Origin of the sequence: Dermacoccus sp. PE3 (assembly GCF_001021715.1) — a bacterium.
Taxonomy (GTDB): domain Bacteria; phylum Actinomycetota; class Actinomycetes; order Actinomycetales; family Dermatophilaceae; genus Dermacoccus; species Dermacoccus abyssi.
In genome coordinates this window covers 330,572-347,493 of record NZ_LDCM01000003.1, presented here as the reverse complement: position 1 = coordinate 347,493, position 16,922 = coordinate 330,572, and the positions used below count along the sequence as shown (strand labels likewise).

The 16,922-nt window shown below is 68.5% G+C and carries 16 protein-coding genes; 3 read left to right on the top strand and 13 right to left on the bottom strand.

Translation table 11 applies throughout. The annotated features are described in order from the left end of the window. Window positions 1-2 precede the first annotated feature (2 nt). Complete coding sequence (locus AA983_RS09500; protein WP_047312207.1) at window positions 3-1,913, bottom strand: propionyl-CoA synthetase; 1,911 nt, start codon at window positions 1,911-1,913, stop codon at window positions 3-5. A gap of 69 nt (window positions 1,914-1,982) precedes the next feature. Here AA983_RS09500 and AA983_RS09495 point away from each other — a divergent pair, with 69 nt between their 5' ends. Continuing rightward, window positions 1,983-3,080: an LOG family protein gene (locus tag AA983_RS09495; protein ID WP_047311999.1), complete on the top strand. Its 1,098-nt coding sequence runs from the start codon at window positions 1,983-1,985 to the stop codon at window positions 3,078-3,080. A 12-nt stretch (window positions 3,081-3,092) separates the two neighbouring features. Here AA983_RS09495 and purU read toward each other — a convergent pair whose 3' ends face one another. From purU to rpsB, 8 genes are all read right to left on the bottom strand, one after another. After that, window positions 3,093-3,956, bottom strand: a complete 864-nt coding sequence (purU, locus tag AA983_RS09490) for a formyltetrahydrofolate deformylase (RefSeq protein WP_047311998.1) — start codon at window positions 3,954-3,956, stop codon at window positions 3,093-3,095. A 118-nt stretch (window positions 3,957-4,074) separates the two neighbouring features. Beyond that, window positions 4,075-5,238: a 23S rRNA (adenine(2503)-C(2))-methyltransferase RlmN gene (gene rlmN / locus AA983_RS09485; RefSeq protein WP_047311997.1), complete on the bottom strand. Its 1,164-nt coding sequence runs from the start codon at window positions 5,236-5,238 to the stop codon at window positions 4,075-4,077. Window positions 5,239-5,259: 21 nt separating this feature from the next. Then, complete coding sequence (locus tag AA983_RS09480; protein WP_047311996.1) at window positions 5,260-6,138, bottom strand: phosphatidate cytidylyltransferase; 879 nt, start codon at window positions 6,136-6,138, stop codon at window positions 5,260-5,262. 25 nt (window positions 6,139-6,163) lie between these two features. Beyond that, entirely contained in the window at window positions 6,164-6,724 is a 561-nt protein-coding gene (gene frr, locus AA983_RS09475) for a ribosome recycling factor (RefSeq protein WP_047311995.1), read from the bottom strand. A gap of 43 nt (window positions 6,725-6,767) precedes the next feature. After that, window positions 6,768-7,523 carry a UMP kinase gene (gene pyrH / locus AA983_RS09470; protein WP_047311994.1) on the bottom strand — a complete coding sequence of 252 codons (756 nt, stop codon included), beginning with the start codon at window positions 7,521-7,523 and terminating at the stop codon, window positions 6,768-6,770. 186 nt (window positions 7,524-7,709) lie between these two features. Next, window positions 7,710-8,495, bottom strand: a complete 786-nt coding sequence (locus tag AA983_RS09465) for a D-hexose-6-phosphate mutarotase (protein WP_156170323.1) — start codon at window positions 8,493-8,495, stop codon at window positions 7,710-7,712. Between the two features lie 196 nt (window positions 8,496-8,691). Continuing rightward, window positions 8,692-9,516 carry a translation elongation factor Ts gene (gene tsf, locus AA983_RS09460; protein ID WP_047311992.1) on the bottom strand — a complete coding sequence of 275 codons (825 nt, stop codon included), beginning with the start codon at window positions 9,514-9,516 and terminating at the stop codon, window positions 8,692-8,694. A gap of 117 nt (window positions 9,517-9,633) precedes the next feature. Continuing rightward, on the bottom strand, window positions 9,634-10,557 hold the full coding sequence (gene rpsB, locus AA983_RS09455) for a 30S ribosomal protein S2 (RefSeq protein ID WP_047311991.1): 924 nt from the start codon (window positions 10,555-10,557) through the stop codon (window positions 9,634-9,636). A 333-nt stretch (window positions 10,558-10,890) separates the two neighbouring features. Between rpsB and AA983_RS09450 the strand changes: the two genes are divergently transcribed. Further along, window positions 10,891-12,066 (top strand): aminotransferase class I/II-fold pyridoxal phosphate-dependent enzyme, encoded by a 1,176-nt coding sequence (locus AA983_RS09450; RefSeq protein WP_047311990.1) that lies wholly within the window; start codon window positions 10,891-10,893, stop codon window positions 12,064-12,066. Between the two features lie 81 nt (window positions 12,067-12,147). Further along, window positions 12,148-12,696, top strand: coding sequence for a M23 family metallopeptidase (locus AA983_RS09445; protein WP_047311989.1), 549 nt, complete (start codon window positions 12,148-12,150; stop codon window positions 12,694-12,696). A gap of 7 nt (window positions 12,697-12,703) precedes the next feature. Here AA983_RS09445 and AA983_RS09440 read toward each other — a convergent pair whose 3' ends face one another. The 4 genes from AA983_RS09440 to AA983_RS09425 are packed head-to-tail and all read right to left on the bottom strand — an operon-like array spanning window position 12,704 to window position 16,805. After that, window positions 12,704-13,681 (bottom strand): tyrosine recombinase XerC, encoded by a 978-nt coding sequence (locus AA983_RS09440; protein WP_047312206.1) that lies wholly within the window; start codon window positions 13,679-13,681, stop codon window positions 12,704-12,706. A 48-nt stretch (window positions 13,682-13,729) separates the two neighbouring features. After that, window positions 13,730-14,881, bottom strand: coding sequence for a DNA-processing protein DprA (gene dprA / locus AA983_RS09435; RefSeq protein WP_082128828.1), 1,152 nt, complete (start codon window positions 14,879-14,881; stop codon window positions 13,730-13,732). Further along, complete coding sequence (locus AA983_RS09430; RefSeq protein ID WP_082128827.1) at window positions 14,878-16,410, bottom strand: YifB family Mg chelatase-like AAA ATPase; 1,533 nt, start codon at window positions 16,408-16,410, stop codon at window positions 14,878-14,880. The genes dprA and AA983_RS09430 overlap by 4 nt, the downstream gene beginning before the upstream one ends. Next, a complete protein-coding gene (locus AA983_RS09425) occupies window positions 16,407-16,805 on the bottom strand; it encodes a YraN family protein (protein WP_047311986.1) in 399 nt (132 codons plus the stop codon). The genes AA983_RS09430 and AA983_RS09425 overlap by 4 nt, the downstream gene beginning before the upstream one ends. Between the last annotated feature and the right edge of the window lie 117 nt (window positions 16,806-16,922).

Below are 16,922 nucleotides of genomic sequence, written 5' to 3'. Positions count from 1 at the left end.
CCTCAGTCACCGCGGGTGCCGAGCACTCCGGACAGGGCGTCCAGCACGCCCGCGTCCTCGATCGTGCGCGGCACCTGCGGCGTCTCGCCGTCGGCCATCTGACGCATCGTCTTGCGCAGGATCTTGCCCGAGCGAGTCTTGGGCAGCGCCTGGACGACATCGACCGCACTCAGCGAAGCGAGCGCGCCCACCTCGTCACGCACCCGTGTGCGCAGTTCGTCCGCGAGGGCATCGATCTCGGCGTCACTGAACTCCCGTCCCGACTTCAACACGACGAGAGCGCGCGGCACCTGCCCCTTGAGCGGATCGGCCACACCGATGACGGCGCACTCGGCCACCGCGGGGTGGCCTGCAAGCGCCGCCTCCAGTGAGCCTGTCGAGAGCCGGTGGCCCGCGACGTTGAGCACGTCGTCGGTGCGGCCCATGATCCACACGTACCCGTCCTCGTCGATGTACCCGCCGTCACCGGTGAGGTAGTAGCCGTCGAAGGCGGCGAGGTAGGAGCTGACGTAGCGCTCGTCGTCCTGCCACAGCGTGGGCAGGGTGCCGGGCGGCAGCGGCAGCTTGATGCAGACGGCGCCCTCGGTGTTCGGTTCGAGCACCGTACCGTCGGGGGCGAGTACCTGGACGTCGTAGCCGGGGATCGGCTTGGTCGCCGAGCCCGGCTTGGCCTCGAAGGTCTCGATGCCCGTGGGGTTCGCCACGATCGGCCAGCCGGTCTCGGTCTGCCACCAGTTGTCGACGACGGGAACGCCGAGCTTCTCGTGCGCCCACGTGTAGGTGTCGGGGTCGAGGCGTTCGCCCGCGAGGAACAGCGTCCGAAGCGTCGAGATGTCTCGTTCGGCAAGGAGCTCCGCGTTCGGGTCTTCCTTCTTGATGGCCCGAATGGCGGTGGGGGCGGTGAACAGGCCCGCCACCTTGTGTTGCTCGATGACGCGCCAGAAAGCTCCGGCGTCGGGCGTGCCCACCGGCTTGCCCTCGTAGAGCACTGTGGCGAGGCCCGCGAAGAGCGGCGCGTAGACGATGTAGGAGTGCCCCACGACCCAGCCGACGTCGCTTGCCGTGAACCAGACGTCGCCGGTGCGCATGCCGTAGATGTTCGCCATCGACCACGTGAGCGCCACGGCGTGACCGCCGTTGTCGCGCACGATGCCCTTGGGGCGACCGGTGGTTCCGGAGGTGTAGAGCACGTAGAGCGGATCGGTGGCCTCGACGGCGACGCACCCGGCGGGCTGCACCGCGCCCGGCGCCATGACCTTCTCCCAGTCGAAGTCGCGCTCGCCCATCTCGGCCTCGTACTGCGGGCGCTGGACGATGACGCAATGGGACACCTCGTGCGTCGCCTTCTCGAGGGCGGCGTCCAGCATCGGCTTGTACTCGACGATGCGTGTGCGCTCGACGCCGCAGCTGGCCGACAGGACGACCTTCGGCTGCGCGTCGTCGATGCGGGCAGCGAGCTCGGATGCCGCGAAGCCACCGAACACCACGGAGTGCACGGCGCCGACGCGGGCGCACGCGAGCATCGAGATGACCGCCTCGGGGATCATCGGCATGTAGATGACGACGCGGTCGCCCTTCTCCACGCCGAGGGCCTGGAGCACACCGGCCGCACGGGCCACCTCATCGAGGAGCTGCGCGTACGTGAAGGTGCGCACCTCGCCGGTGACGGCGCTGTCGTGGATGAGCGCGAGCTCGTCGGCATTGCCTGCGATGACGTGACGGTCGAGCGCGTTGTAACAGGTGTTGAGCCGGGCCCCGGGAAACCAGCGGTAGAGCGGGGCGCTGCTCGAATCGAGCGCCTGCTTCGGCGGCGAGATCCAGTCGACGCCCCGGGCAGCCTCGAGCCAGAAACCCTCGGGGTCGTCGATGCTGCGCTGGTACGTCTCGGCGTAGGTCACATCGTTGTCGGCCATGAACACATCCTGCCCGCCGCCAACGGGTTACGCGTGAGTTCATCCCGACGTTTGTGCCAAGGTTGGCGCATGCTTCGCGAAATCCATTCGGCGGCCGAGCTCGACGAGGCCCTCGACGGTTCCGTCAGCCTCGACGGCTTCCGACTGCAGAACGTCGACCTGAGCGGTTCGGCGGGCACCCGCCTGCGCGAGGCGGCGGACCGCTTCGACGGCCTCGTCGTGCTGGGCGGTCAGGTACCGGGCGATCTCGCCATGGATCTCACGCGCCGGGGCGCCATCATCTTTCCGGCGGACCCCGGCGCGCCGGTGGACGCCTATCGTCACGCGCTCTACTCCCCCACCGAGCTGTACGACGGCCTGGAGCCGTCCGGGTACGAGGCGACTCCCGACGCCCGCGCCTACGCGTGGTTCGGTGACTGCGCGGCCCGTCACGACGCCTACGCGACGGCGCTACGAGCGCTCCACGACGACTCGATGCGCGACGCGCTCCAGGAGGCCCTCGACGGTCGGCGCACGGTCGGCATCATGGGTGGGCACGCGATGTCACGTGACGAGGCTGCCTTCCTGGAGATCGCGCACCTTGCGCGGCGTCTCGCGGACGCAGGCCTCGTCGTTCTGACCGGCGGCGGGCCGGGCGCGATGGAGGCGGCCAACCTCGGCGCCGCGGATCGCACGGGGCGACTCGACGAGGCCCTCGATGTCGTGGCGCAGGTGCCCTCGTTCCGCCCGGACATCGGCGCGTGGGCGAGCGCAGGATTCCGCGCGAAGGAGCTGCTCGGCTCGGGCGACGACCTGCGCAGCGTCGGCATCCCGACGTGGTTCTACGGCCACGAGCCTCCCAACGTGTTCGGTGATGCCATCGCCAAGTACTTCTCGAACGCGCTGCGCGAGGACGACCTCCTCGCGGGTTCGAACGACGCGGTCGTCGTCCTCGAGGGCGCAGCCGGCACGGTGCAGGAGATCTTCCAGAGCGTCACGCCGCTCTACTACGCCCCCGACGACGCGCCGCTGCCCGACCTCGTCCTGGTCGGGCAGCGGCAGTGGACCGAAATGGTTCCGGTGTGGCCGGCGCTCACAGCGCTGAGCGAAGGCAAGCGATTCGCCGAACACCTGCACCTCGTCGAGACGCCGGGTGAGGCGCTCGACATCGTGCTCGCGCGGGCCTGACGTGACGAGCGATCAGGCGAAGACGACGGTGCGGCGCCCGCGCAGCACCACGCGGTGTTCGACGTGCCACATGAGAGCACGCGCGAGCGCCATCGCCTCGAGTTCCTGACCCGCGGTCGACAGCTGGGCGGGCGTCATGCGGTGGTCGACGCGGCGGAAGTCCTGCTCGATGATCGGCCCCTCGTCGAGGTCTGCCGTCACGTAGTGCGCCGTCGCACCGATCACCTTGACGCCGCGCTCGTGCGCCTGCGTGTACGGCTTGGCGCCCTTGAAGCTCGGCAGGAGCGAGTGGTGGATGTTGATGACTCGCCCTGACAGACGCGCGCACAGGTCCTCCGAGAGCACCTGCATGTACCGCGCGAGCACGACCGTGTCGGCCTTCGTCTCCTCGATGATGCGCAGGAGCTCCGCCTCGGCCTGCGGCTTGGTCTCCTTCGTCACCGGCACGTGGTGGAACGGCAGCCCGTACCACTCGGCGACGCCCCGGAAGTCCTCGTGGTTGCTCACGATGGCGACGACGTCGATGGGCAGCTGTCCCGTGGAGACACGGAACAACAGGTCGTTGAGGCAGTGCCCCTGCCTGCTCACCATGAGCACGACCCGCTGACGTTCGCTGGCGTCGTGCAAACCGAGCGTCATGTCGAACTCCTCGACGACGCGCGCGAACGACTCCCGCACCGTCTCGACATCCGTGGGCTCCCCCTGGCGCGTGAGGTGCATACGCAGGTGGAACTCCCCCGACGTCGGGTCGGCGAACTGCTGGCTGTCGGCGATCGACAGGTCGTTCTCAAGCGCCACCCCGGAGACGGCATGCGTGATGCCGGTGCGGTCGGGGCAGCTGACGGTGAGGACGAACTCGCGTCCGGCTTCGCTCATGGGGTCTTCTTCGATCGATCTGACGAGGTTGCGGGTCCGCGTAACCTCGGCCCGGCTATGGCCGGGAAGGCGTCTCGCGAGCCTTCCTCAGCGCGGCTCGCGGGATGATCCGCGTGACTCAGGCCGTGCTCGCGGCCAGCTGACCGCACGCGCCGTCGATGTCGGAACCGCGCGTGTCACGCACCGTCGTCGGGATGCCCCCGGCGCGCAGGCGCTCGACGAAGTTCTGCTCGACGCCCTTGCGCGACGCCGTCCACTTCGACCCCGGCGTCGGGTTGAGCGGAATCGGGTTGACGTGCACCCAGCCCTTGCCGCGCGCGTTGAGCTTCTTGGCGAGCAGGTCAGCGCGCCAGCCCTGGTCGTTGATGTCCTTGATGAGGGCGTACTCGATGCTGACGCGCCGGCCGGTGGTCTTGAAGTAGCGGTAGGCCGCATCCAGCGCCTCGTCGACGCTCCAGCGCGTGTTGATCGGCACGAGTTCGTTGCGCAGTTCGTCGTCGGGCGCATGGAGCGAGAGCGCCAACGTCACCGGGATGCCTTCCGCGGCGAGCTTGTCGATGGCCGGCGCCAGCCCGACGGTCGACATCGTGATGCCGCGCGCCGACATGCCGAGGCCCTCGGGGGCCGGGGCCGTGAGGCGCTTGATGGCGTCGATGGCGCGGCGGTAGTTGGCGAGCGCCTCCCCCATGCCCATGAACACGACGTTGCTCACGCGCAGCGGGTGCTCGCGGTCCTCCTCCTCGAGGCCGGGCAGTTCGCCGGAACGAAGGAGTCGGGCACCGGCGACGACCTGCTCGACGATCTCGGCCGTCGAGAGGTTGCGGGTGAGGCCCTCCTGGCCCGTGGCGCAGAAGGGGCAGTTCATGCCGCAGCCGGCCTGGCTCGAGATGCACATGGTGACGCGGCCCGGGTAACGCATGATGACGCTCTCGACGAGCGCACCGTCGTGGAGGCGGTGAACCTGCTTGAGCGTGTTGCCGCCGTCGGCGACGAGCGTCTTGACACTCGTGAGCAGCGGCGGCATGAGACCCGAGACGATCTCCTCGCGGCCGGCCTTCGGCAGATCCGTCATCTCGGCCGGGTCGGCGACGAACCGCTCGAAGTAGTGCGTCGAGACCTGCTTGGCGCGGAAGGCCGGAAGCCCGAGCTCCTTCGCGAAAGCCTGACGACCGGCGAGGTCGAAGTCCGCGAGGTGCTGCGGCGGCTTGCCGCGCCGCGGAGCAGTGAACGTCAGCTGCCCCGGCGCCGGCCGGGTTGTGGGGGTGGGAAGGTCAGTGGTCATCGAAGGTCTCCTTCGCGGGGATCACGCGGCGAACGCGGTGAGGACGGCCCACGTCACGGGCGCGGCGAGCACGAGCGAGTCGAGGCGGTCCATGAGGCCGCCGTGGCCGGGGATGAGGTTGCTCATGTCCTTGATGCCGAGGTCGCGCTTGATCATCGACTCGCACAGGTCGCCGGCCGTCGCGGCCACGACGACAGCCGAGCCGAGCAGGATGCCCACCCAGAAGGGAGCGTGGAGCACGAGCGTCACCGAGAGCACGCCCACGACGACGCAGCTCGCCCACGACCCGGCGAAGCCCTCCCAGGACTTCTTCGGGCTGACGGTAGGTGCCATCGGGTGCTTGCCGAACATGACGCCGGCGGCGTACCCGCCGATGTCGCTGCTGATCGTCACGAGGATGAAAACGATGATGCGGCTCACGCCGTCCGGAGCATGGAGGAGCATCATCGCGAACGACACGAGTGCCGGAACGTAGAGGGCGATGAACGCGGCCGCCGCCGTGTCGGCGGCGTCCTTGTTGGCGAGCGCCCCCCACAGGATGAACACGAGCACGCTGCCGACGAGCGCGGCCAGCATGGCCGACGGACCCATGACGTAGGCCGCCACGGGAATGACGGCCGCCGCGACGAGCGTCGGCGCCCAGGAGGGGCGGAAGTGGCCCGACGGCATGACCCGTAGCAGCTCGTGCGTGCCGATCACCGACGCCGTCGTCGCGAGGACGACGAACAGCTCCTTGCGGACGAACAGCGACACGAGCACGAGCCCGCCGAGAACGAGCGCAGCCAGCACTGCGGCCCGCAGGTCACGGCCGGCCTTGTTCTTCCTCGGAGCCGATGCGGGCGCAGCAACCGACCCCGCGCCGGGTGGCGGCGGGGTCGGTGGTGTTGCTGATGCAGGCATCGGGCTTTCGAGGACGAACTCGAGGTCAGACCTCGAGAAGCTCGGATTCCTTGCCCTTGAGGAGCGCGTCGATCGTGTCGACACGCTTCTTCGTCAGAGCGTCGAGGTCCTTCTCGGCGCGTGCGCCCTCGTCCTCGCCGATCTCCTTGTCCTTGACCAGCTTGTCGATGTCCTGGTTCGCCTTGCGGCGCACGTTGCGGACGCTGACGCGGCCGTTCTCGGCCTTGTCCTTGGCCATCTTGATGTAGTCCTTGCGGCGCTCCTCGGTGAGGGCGGGCAGGATGCAGCGGATCTGGTTGCCGTCGTTGCTCGGGTTCACGCCGAGGTCGGAGTCGCGCAGCGTCTTCTCGATCTCGGAGATGGCCGACTTGTCGAACGGAATGATGAGGATCGTGCGCGCCTCGGGCGTCTGGAACGACGCGAGCTGCTGCAGCGGCGTCGGAGCGCCGTAGTAGTCGACCGTCAGTCGGTTGAACATGGCGGCGTTCGCACGGCCGGTACGGATGGACGCGAAGTCCTCCTTGGCGGCGTCGATCGCCTTGTCCATCTTCTCCTCGGCCTCGAGGAGGATCTCGTCAATGTCCATGGCTTCGCTTCCGTTCGTCGTTTCTCTCGATCGCACGCCCGAATCAGGACGCGGCGACCAACGTTCCGATCTTCTCACCCTGCAGAGCGCGGGTGATGTTGCCTTCGCCTTCCATGCCGAACACGACCATGGGCAGCTTGTTCTCCATGCACAGGCTGAACGCGGCGGCGTCGACGATCTTGAGACCGCGCGCCAGGGCGTCCGCGTGCGTGACGGTGTCGAGCTTGACCGCCTCGGGGTTCTTGCGCGGGTCGTCGGAGTAGACGCCGTCGACGCCGTTCTTCGCGACGAGCACGGCGTCACAGTGCGTCTCGAGCGCACGCTGGGCCGAGACGGTGTCGGTGGAGAAGAACGGCATGCCTGCACCCGCGCCGAAGATGACGACGCGGCCCTTCTCCATGTGACGGATCGCGCGGCGCGGGATATACGGCTCCGCGACCTGCGTCATCTCGATGGCGGACTGCACGCGCGTCTCGATGTTCTCCTTCTCCAGGAAGTCCTGAAGAGCGAGGCAGTTCATCACGGTGCCGAGCATGCCGATGTAGTCGGCGCGGCTGCGGTCCATGCCCTTCTGCTGCAGTTCGGCGCCGCGGAAGAAGTTGCCTCCACCGACGACGACCGCGACCTGGACGCCGGAGCGGACGGCCGGAGCGATCTGACGGGCGATCGCACGCACGACCTCGGGGTCGACGCCGACACTTCCGCCGCCGAAGACCTCGCCCGAGAGCTTGAGCAGCACTCGCGTGTAGGGGGTGCGCGTCTCGCCGGTGACCGGCTGACCGCTCGGAATGTCGCTCATTTCGCCTCCTGGCAGGCTCTCGGACATGCGTCGAGCAATACTTTCACACGCGTCACGGCCAGCGGAAACGAGCGTCACTCCCCCGGCGCATAGGTGGCCCGCATGGCGCGGGAGGTTCCGGGCGCCAAGGTGACGGCGTTGTCGCGCACATTCGCCGTTTCGAGGCAGACGAAGCCCGGCCATGCGTCATCGGGGGACGTCGCCCATGGCCGAGGCCTTCTCGATGTGCGGATTCCAGACGACGACGTCACCGCTGCCCTCGCGGGTCAACGTCAGCAGGCTGCGTGCGGCGTCGTCACGCGACACCAGGCGCAACGGGGCGTCCTCGAGGTGGACGATCGAGTCGACCTCACCGTCGAACACGACGGCACCGTCCTGGGTGTGCGTGCGCCCTGTGAGCTGGTCGAGCACCGAGGCACCCTCGGCGCCCTCGACGGCGACCTGCCGCACGTCGGCGACCCTGAGGTAGGTGTGCAGGGCCGCCTCGACCGTGACGTCCACGGAGCCCTCGTTGACGGCGCCCAGCTCGAGGGCCAAGGCTTCCCCGAGGGTGACCACGTAGCGTGCCACGAGCCCCTCCGGCCAGTGGTCACCGCCCGGGGCACCCGCGACATCGGCATGCGACAACTCGAAGTGCAACCGCACGGTCTCCGCATCGTCGTCCACCTCCACGAGACGCCACGGCACCACACGCGCCGGACCATGCGACGGCTTCATCTCACCCGAAGCACCCGACCCGAACCAGGGGAAACAGACCGGCACGCCACCACGGATCGCCGACGCGCCCGCCTTCGCGAGAGGGCTCATCCACAACATCTCGTCCCCACCGACCGGGACGAAACTCGTGACGTGCGCTCCGTGCAGCTGAACCACACCCGACGAGCGGAGGCCGTCGACCCGCAGAGCATCGCCGCCGTCGAGGCCGTCGATGCGGGTGACAGAAGCGGGGAGCTCAGCCGTGAGGTTGGTCATGGGGTCACGGTAGCGGGTGGGGTTGAGCACTGGGCACGACAAAGCCCGCTCCCTGCCGCGTGGGCTGGGAGCGGGCTGAGTCTGTGCGGTCACCAGTCAGACGCTATTTTTTCTGGCGTCTGACTGCGCACTCGGCTTCGGCCGCCGACGGAGCTCGCTAGCGCTCGCAACGTCGACAACCTTCGCCTCCTGCTTGTCAGACGCCGACCTTAAAGCGAAGGAAGCCCTTCACCTCTGCACCGGCCTCCTCGGCCACCTTGGCGACCGACTTCTTGGCGTCCTTGGCGAACGGCTGCTCGAGCAGCACGTTCTCCTTGAAGTAACCGTTGACACGGCCTTCGATGATCTTCGGCAGAGCAGCCTCCGGCTTCCCCTCCTCCTTGGCCGTGGCCTCCGCGACGCGACGCTCGTTCTCGACGACGTCAGCGTCGATCTCGTCACGCGTGAGAACCGAGGGGGAGAACGCGGCCGTGTGCATCGCGATGTCACGCAGCGTCGTCTCGTCGCCGGAACCGGCCACCAGAACACCGATCTGAGCCGGGAGGTCTGGGCTCGTCTTGTGCAGGTAGGAGACGACGACGTCGCCCTCGAGGCGACCGACGCGGTTGACGACGATCTTCTCGCCGATCGTGGCGTTGGCTTCGTTGAGGACGTCCTCGACGGTCTGGCCGTTCATGTCCGACTTGAGCAGTTCCTCGGCGTTCGTCGCCTTGACGGCAACGGCCTGCGCGAGGACCTGGTCGGCGAGGGTGATGAACTTGTCGCCCTTGGCGACGAAGTCCGTCTCGCAGTTGATCTCGACGAGGGTGCCGACGCCACCCTCGACCTTGGCCGTCACGAGACCGTTGGAGGCCGAGCGGCCCTCACGCTTCGTGACGCCCTTGAGGCCCTTCACGCGAAGGATCTCGGTGGCCTTGGCCTTGTCGCCCTCGGCCTCGTCGAGAGCCTTCTTGACGTCCATCATGCCGGCGCCGGTTGCTTCGCGCAGCGCCTTGATGTCAGCGGCGGTGTAGTTCGCCATGTTTTTCGCTCCTCGGTGAGTCGAAAGAATGCTGTGGTGGTGCTCGGTCACCCGCCCGCCGTCACTCTGGTCGAGAGCGACGGCGGGCGGATGACGAAGCGGTGAAGGTCTGGAAAATCAGGCCTGCGAGTCGGCGATGGCCTGAGCCTGCTTCTCCTCGGCCTTGGCCAGAGCAGCGGCCTCGGCGGGGTCCTTCGTCGCGGCGGCGGCCGTCGAGTCAGCGGCTTCCTTGACGGACGTGGGGCCCGTCTCGGTGTCGGTCTTCGCAGCGGCGTCCTCGGAGGCGAGAAGCTCACGCTCCCACTCGGCCATCGGCTCGTTGGTCGTGGCGGCGTCGCCCGACTTGCCCTGCGAGCGAGCCATGAGACCGTCGGCAACGGCGTCGGCGATGACGCGCGTCAGCAGCGTCACGGAGCGGATCGCGTCGTCGTTGCCCGGGATCTTGTAGTCGACCTCGTCGGGGTCACAGTTGGTGTCGAGGATCGCGATGACGGGGAGGCCGAGCTTGCGGGCCTCGTCAACCGCGAGGTGCTCCTTCTTCGTGTCGACGATCCACACGGCGGAGGGAACCTTGCTCATCTCACGGATACCGCCGAGGACGAGCTCGAGCTTGGCCTTCTCACGCGAAAGGAGCAGGAGCTCCTTCTTCGTGTAGCCGGAGCCGGCAACGTTGTCGAAGTCGAGGGTCTCAAGCTCCTTCAGACGCGTCAGGCGCTTGCTGATCGTCTGGAAGTTGGTGAGCATACCACCGAGCCAACGGTGGTTGATGTACGGCATGCCGACGCGGGTGGCCTGCTCGGCAATGGACTCCTGAGCCTGCTTCTTGGTGCCGACGAACAGGATCGTGCCGCCGTGGGCGACCGTCTGCTTGACGAACTCGTAGGCGTCGTTGATGTAGGTCAGCGACTGCTGCAGGTCGATGATGTAGATGCCGTTGCGCTCCGTCATGATGAAGCGCTTCATCTTCGGGTTCCAACGACGGGTCTGGTGTCCGAAGTGGACGCCGCTCTCGAGGAGCTGGCGCATGGTGACGACGGCCATGCCGAAGTCCCCTTTCATTTAGAGGTTTCAGTTCTTGCAGCCGGATTGCTGCCCTGGTGACCCGATCGACGGCCGCCGGCCCCATTCCCCTCGCAGAGGTTCACGGTGTCGGACTGCTGGACGTCGACCTCGCTTCACGCGCGGCCCGTTACCGGGTCGCGCCGTCGCAAAGAAGGTCACGCGAATTCGTCTCGTGAGCCTCGCTCCTCTTCGTCAACCCACCGGGGCGAGTGAACGCATCCGAACGTGGACACACAAGACGTGCCTCCATCCTACCGGTTGGGTTGCCCCGCCAAGAAATCGGCCCGAACGCCGGTCGGCTACGGTGAGGCGATGACCGGAAAGCGCTCTTCCATCACTGCTCCCGCGGGCGGAACGATCTTCGCCCGGATGACTCAGTTGGCCACCGAGACCGGCGCGGTCAACCTCGGCCAGGGCTTCCCCGACTCCGACGGCCCCGCCACGGTGCGCGACACCGCGATCGAGGCGATCAACGGTGGCCACAACCAGTATCCGCCGGCGCGGGGCACCGGCGAACTGCTCGCCGCCATCGCCCGGCACCAGCAGCGCTGGTACGGGATCGAGCTCGACCCGGCGTCCGAGATCCTCGTGACGACCGGCGCCACCGAGGCCATTGCGGCGTCGGTGCTTAGCCTCGTCTCCCCCGGCGACGAGGTCGTCATGTTCGAGCCGTACTACGACTCGTACGCCGCCATGGTGGAGCGCGCCGGCGGTGTGCGCCGAACGGTGCCGCTCCGTTTCCCCGACTTCGCCGTCGACGAGGCCGCCCTCGAAGCGGCCTTCAGCGAGCGCACGGCCGTCGTGCTGCTCAACACGCCGCACAACCCGACGGGCAAGGTGTTCACCCGCGAGGAGCTCGCGTTCATCGGCGAACTCGCGACGCGTCACGACGCGATCGTCATGTGCGACGAGGTGTACGAGCACCTGGCCTTCGGGCCCCACGAGCACGTGCCGATGGCGACGCTGCCGGGCATGGCCGAGCGAACCCTCACCTTCGGCTCGGGCGGCAAGACGTTCAACACGACGGGCTGGAAGATCGGCTGGGTCACCGGCCCGGCCGACCTCGTCGCCGTCGTCAACGGGGCGAAGCAGTACGTCACCTTCGGTACCGGCACTCCCCTGCAGCTCGGCATCGCGTCGGGTCTTGAGATGTCCGACCATTTCTTCACCGGCTTGCGCGAGGACATGGCGCTTCGACGTGACGTGCTCGCCGACGGCCTGCGCGCTGCCGGCTTCGACGCCGTCGTTCCGCAGGGCGGCTACTTCGTCCTCGCTGATGCCGCTCCGCACGGCGTCACGGACGCTGAGCAATACGCGCTGGAGCTGCCGGAGGCGGCGGGCGTGGTTGCTGTTCCGGCGTCCGTGTTCTGTGACGACGCCGAGGCGAGCGGCATGGCGAGTGTCATGCGTTTCGCGTTCTGCAAGAAGCGTTCCACGATCGACGAAGCCGTGAGGCGGCTTGTGGACACGTACGGCCGGCGGGCCTGAGGGGCCTCTCGAACAGACATTTCCACAGGGCACCAGTTGCTCAGCTGCCGGTGAGCAGGGCAGGCAATCGAAGCTGAGGGCATGTCACCTGCCCGCCTTCGTCCTGCGCTCGTCGGCGCCGTCGTCGTGCTCCTCGCGAGCAACGCAGCAGCGTCACCGCCCACTCGGGCGCCTGTGCCCGCGGCTCAGAGCAGCTCCCCGACGCGCGACGCCGTTGCTCCGTCCGAGCGGTTTGCCTGGCCTGTCGACCCGCACGTCGTGACGCGGCGGTTCGACCCTCCCGGGGTGAAGTGGGGTGCGGGCCACCGCGGTGTCGACCTTGCGACGACGCCAGGCACGTCGGTCAAGGCGCCCTCGGACGCCACTGTGACGTTCGTCGGCACGATCGCGGGACGTCCGGTCATTACGCTGCGCCATCCGGAGGGGTTCGACACGACGTACGAGCCGGTGGCGGCGGACGTCGAGCGTGGCGACCACGTGAGCAGAGGCCAGGTGATCGGCGAGATCACTTCCGGCGGTCACTGCGAGGAACGCTGCCTGCACTGGGGGTACAAGGTGGCCAAGGACGCCTACCGCGACCCACTGACGCTGGTCTCGGGCATTCGGCCCGTACTGCTGCCGCCGCTGTGAGCGGTGATCAGGCCCGTGGGTGCGCCTGGACGTAGCCCGCGCGCAGACGCTCAGCCGACACGTGGGTGTAGATCTGCGTCGTCGACAATGAGGCGTGCCCGAGATACTCCTGCACCGTTCGTAGGTCGGCGCCGCCCTCGACGAGGTGCGTCGCGGCACTGTGGCGCAGACCGTGGGGCGCGAGATCGGGTGCTCCCTCGGCGGCTGATGTGGCGGCGTGGACGATGCTGCGCACCTGGCGCTGGTCGATGCGCCCCCCGCGCACGCCGAGAAACAGAGCCGGGCCGGAGGCGGGTTGCGCGAGCGCCGGACGCCCCGTCGATCGCCAGAGGCGCAGCGCCGTTTCGGCCGGCACGCCGTAGGGCACCATGCGTTCCTTGCGTCCCTTGCCCATGACACGGACGAGTCGATTCGTCTCGTCGAGGCTTGCTTCGTCGAGAGCCACGAGTTCGCCGACGCGCATCCCCGTGGCGTAGAGGAGCTCGAGGACGGCGGCGTCACGGAGCGCCACGGCGCGCATCGTCGGATCGCTCTCGCCGCCCGCCCTCTCGGCTGCATCGCTGGAGCGCGTCTCCCCGGTACCTCCAGCACTCGTCCTGTCGCGCGCGGCGTCGAGGATCTGCGCGGCTTGCGACGCCTGCAGCACGTCCGGCAGCGACGCGTGCCGCTTCGGCGCCGTGAGCCGAAGCGACGGATCCGTCGCCATGACGCCCTGCTTCTTCGCCCACCGACAGAAGGTGCGCGCGCTCGAGACCCGGCGGGCCACCGTCGTGCGTGATGCGCCGCTCTCACTGACGCCCGCGAGCCATCCGCGCAGGTGGGTGAGTGTGAGATCGCCCCAGGAGCCGACGCCCACCTCGTCGAGGTGATGGCGCAGGCTTTCCAAGTCGCCCGCGTACGCACGCACTGTGTGGGGCGAACGCTCACGTTCTGCGCTGAGGTGATCGAGGAAGCGTTCGATCACGCTGGCGGCCGGTCCGGACATGGTTCGAGGGTAGTGCGCGACCTCCACGTCCTCGCTGCACCGACACTGTCACGCCTTGCGCCACGCACCGTCCACCTTCTCGGCCAGCCCCGCAGCGAGAAGCTCGCCGAGTGCCGTCAGCACCTCCCTGGGAGTCCTGCCACAACTCGTCGCGACGTGGTCGACGCTCGCAGCGCGGCGCACCGGCAAGGCATCCCAGACGGCGCGAGCCGTGGCGCCCACCGCATCCTCCGGTTTGACGAGCGCAGGGAGGGTGTCGCGCGTCGTCTGCTGTGCCCCGTACCCGGCCATCAACTCGATGACGTCGTCGGCCCCGGTGACGAGCACCGCCGCGCCGTCGCGCACGAGCTCGTGGCAGCCGGCGCTGGCGGCCGAGGTGACCGGCCCTGGCACGGCCCCGACGACGCGTTGGATCTCCTCGGCGCGCCTGGCCGTGCTGAGCGACCCCGAACGCAACCCCGCCTCGACGACCACCGTGCCCGGCGTCAGCGCGGCGATGAGTCGGTTGCGGTGCAGGAAGCGTTGCCTCATCGGAGCGAATCCGAGCGGCATCTCACTCACGATGGCTCCCCGCTCTCGGATGGCGCTGAAGAGTGCGTCATGAGCGCTCGGATAGAGGCGGTCGACCCCACCGGGCAGAACGCAGACAGTGCCGGCGTCGCCGGCGAGGGCCCCACGATGCGCCGCGGCATCGATGCCGAAGGCGCCGCCTGACACCACGGCCACGCCATGGCTGCCAACCCCGAGAGCGATCTCGGCGGCAACGCGCTGGCCGTAGTGGGTGGCCGCCCTCGCCCCGACGAGGGCGACGGAGCGCTCGCACAACGACCGCACGTCGGCCTCGCCGACGACGAAAAGGGCGTGCGGCGGCTGAGGGAGATCGTCGAGTCGCTCGGGCCAGCCGTCGTCCGAGGGCAGGAGAATGCGAGCGCCGAACGTCTCGATGCGCCGCAGTTGCTCGGGAAGGTCGAGCTGTTCCAGGCGGGCGGCGAAATTGGTGAGTTTCTCCGGGTGCGTACGCACCGCGGCGAGCGCCTCGGGGTACCCCACGCCGTCGATGAGCAGCTGGGCCTTGGCATCGCGCGGTTCTGCGATGTGCGCCCACACGAGGCGGGCGAGCTGTTCGTCCTGCTCGGCTGCGTCACGCCAGGCGTGCCCCGTTCCTGACATAAGGTCGTTGCGGGAGGTCGTCGTGGTCATGCTGCTTGCTGCCCTTCTCTCAGAGTGAGGGCGGCGTAGACGTCGTCCTTCGTGGGTTTGTCTGCGCCTCGTAGGTCGCACAGGGTCCAGGCCAGGCGCAGTGTGCGGTCGTAGCCGCGCAGGGTGAGGTTTCCGGTGTCGAGGGCGGCGTCCAGCGTTGCCGTGTCTGCCGGGGTAAGCGACCACGGCGAGGAGCGCAGGATCGAACCGGGCACCTCCGCGTTGAGCGCCAGCCCCAGTGGCGCCCAACGGCGCGCTGAGCGCTCGCGCACCTCACGCACCCGCGCGGCCACCTCCTCGCTGCTCTCCCCCGGCCCGCTCGCGAGATCGGCTCGCGTCACAGCAGGCACCTGGAGGTGGACGTCAATGCGGTCGAGTAGCGGCCCGGAGAGGCGTTTGAGGTATTCGCGTCGGGCTCGAGTTGCGCACGAACATCCCGCACCTGAGCCGGTGTAGCGCCCGCACGGGCACGGATTGCTGGCGACGACGAGCTGGAAGCGTGAGGGAAACCGCACCGATTGCTGGGCCCGGGTGATCGTGACGAAGCCACGCTCGAGGGGCTGACGCAGCGCGTCGAGCACCGGCCGCTTGAACTCCGGCGCCTCGTCGAGGAACAGCACGCCAGCGTGCGCTTCGGTAATGGCTCCGGGGCGGGGCCGCCCCGTCCCACCGCCGACCAACGCCGGCATCGTGATGCTGTGGTGGGGCGCGACGAAGGGCGCACGCTCCTTGAGCGCCTGCCCGTCGACCTTGCCGAGCACCGACTGGACGCTCGTGACGACGAGAGCTTCCTCCCGTGAAAGCGGCGGCAGGATGCTCGGCAGGCGGCTGGCGAGCAAGGTCTTTCCCGCACCGGGCGGACCGATCATCGACACGTTGTGACCACCGGCGGCAGCCACCTCGATGGCAGCCCGTGCCTCGTACTGTCCGACGACATCACGCAGGTCGCCGGTCTCCTCCGGCTCGGCCTCCTCGCCGGGTTCCGGCCACGGCAGGTCGAGCGTCTTGCCCTGGGCACGCACGCGGTGGAAGGCGACGACATCCGACAGCGAACGCACGGGGTGCACCCGAATACCGCTGACGAGCGATGCCTCGGCTGCGTTCGCGGCGGGCACGAGCAACTCACGCACGTTGCCCGCAAGCGCGGCGACACACGCCGGGAGGACGCCGCGCACCTCCCTGACGCTGCCGTCCATGCCGAGTTCGCCGATGTGCCCCACGCGGGCGACGTCAGCCGGGTCGAGGGAACGGGTTGCCGCGAGAATCGCGACAGCCATGGCGAGATCGAGGCCGGCCCCGGACTTCTGTTCCGAGGCAGGAGCGAGGTTGATCGTGAGACGGGTGTCGGGGAACGTCAGCTCCGACTGCGTCATCGCCGAACGCAGACGGTTCGGCGCTTGTGACACCGCCGTGTCCGGCAGCCCGGAGATGACGACCTTGGGCAGCCCTTGCCCGACGCTCACCTCGACATCGACGACGAGACCGTCGATGCCGGTGACGACGACGGCCTTCGTCTTGCCGAAGTTCACAGGATCACCCGCTTGCGGTGATCGATGCGGGCCCTCTCCCCCGCCCATTCGACGCCAATGACGTCAACACGTACACCGCGTGCCCGCACCTCGTGTTCGGCGGCCCAGAGCCCGGCCAACCGCCTCAGGCGCCGATGCTTCTCCTCGGTGACGGCCTCGACCGCGCGTCCGAAGCGCAGCGAACGACGCGTCTTGACCTCGACGACGACGAGTTCGCCACCGTCGATCGCGACGAGGTCAATCTCCCCCTCACGGCAGCGCCAATTGGTGTCGACGACCTCGTAGCCGCGGTTCTCCAGGTACGCGCGAACGAGCTCTTCGCCGCCCCGGCCCAGGGTTCGGCGCGCCTCGGTCGCCGCAGACCGCGACGCCGCGGCCCTCGTGTCGTGGTCCATGTCCACCACCTCCGGGACCAGCAAAGGTCTCGGAGGTTCTACTGGTCACCTTCGGAAGCAGCGGACCTGTGGAGAAGGCCGCTCGGGTGCTGACGAGCACCCCGTGAGCGTCACATC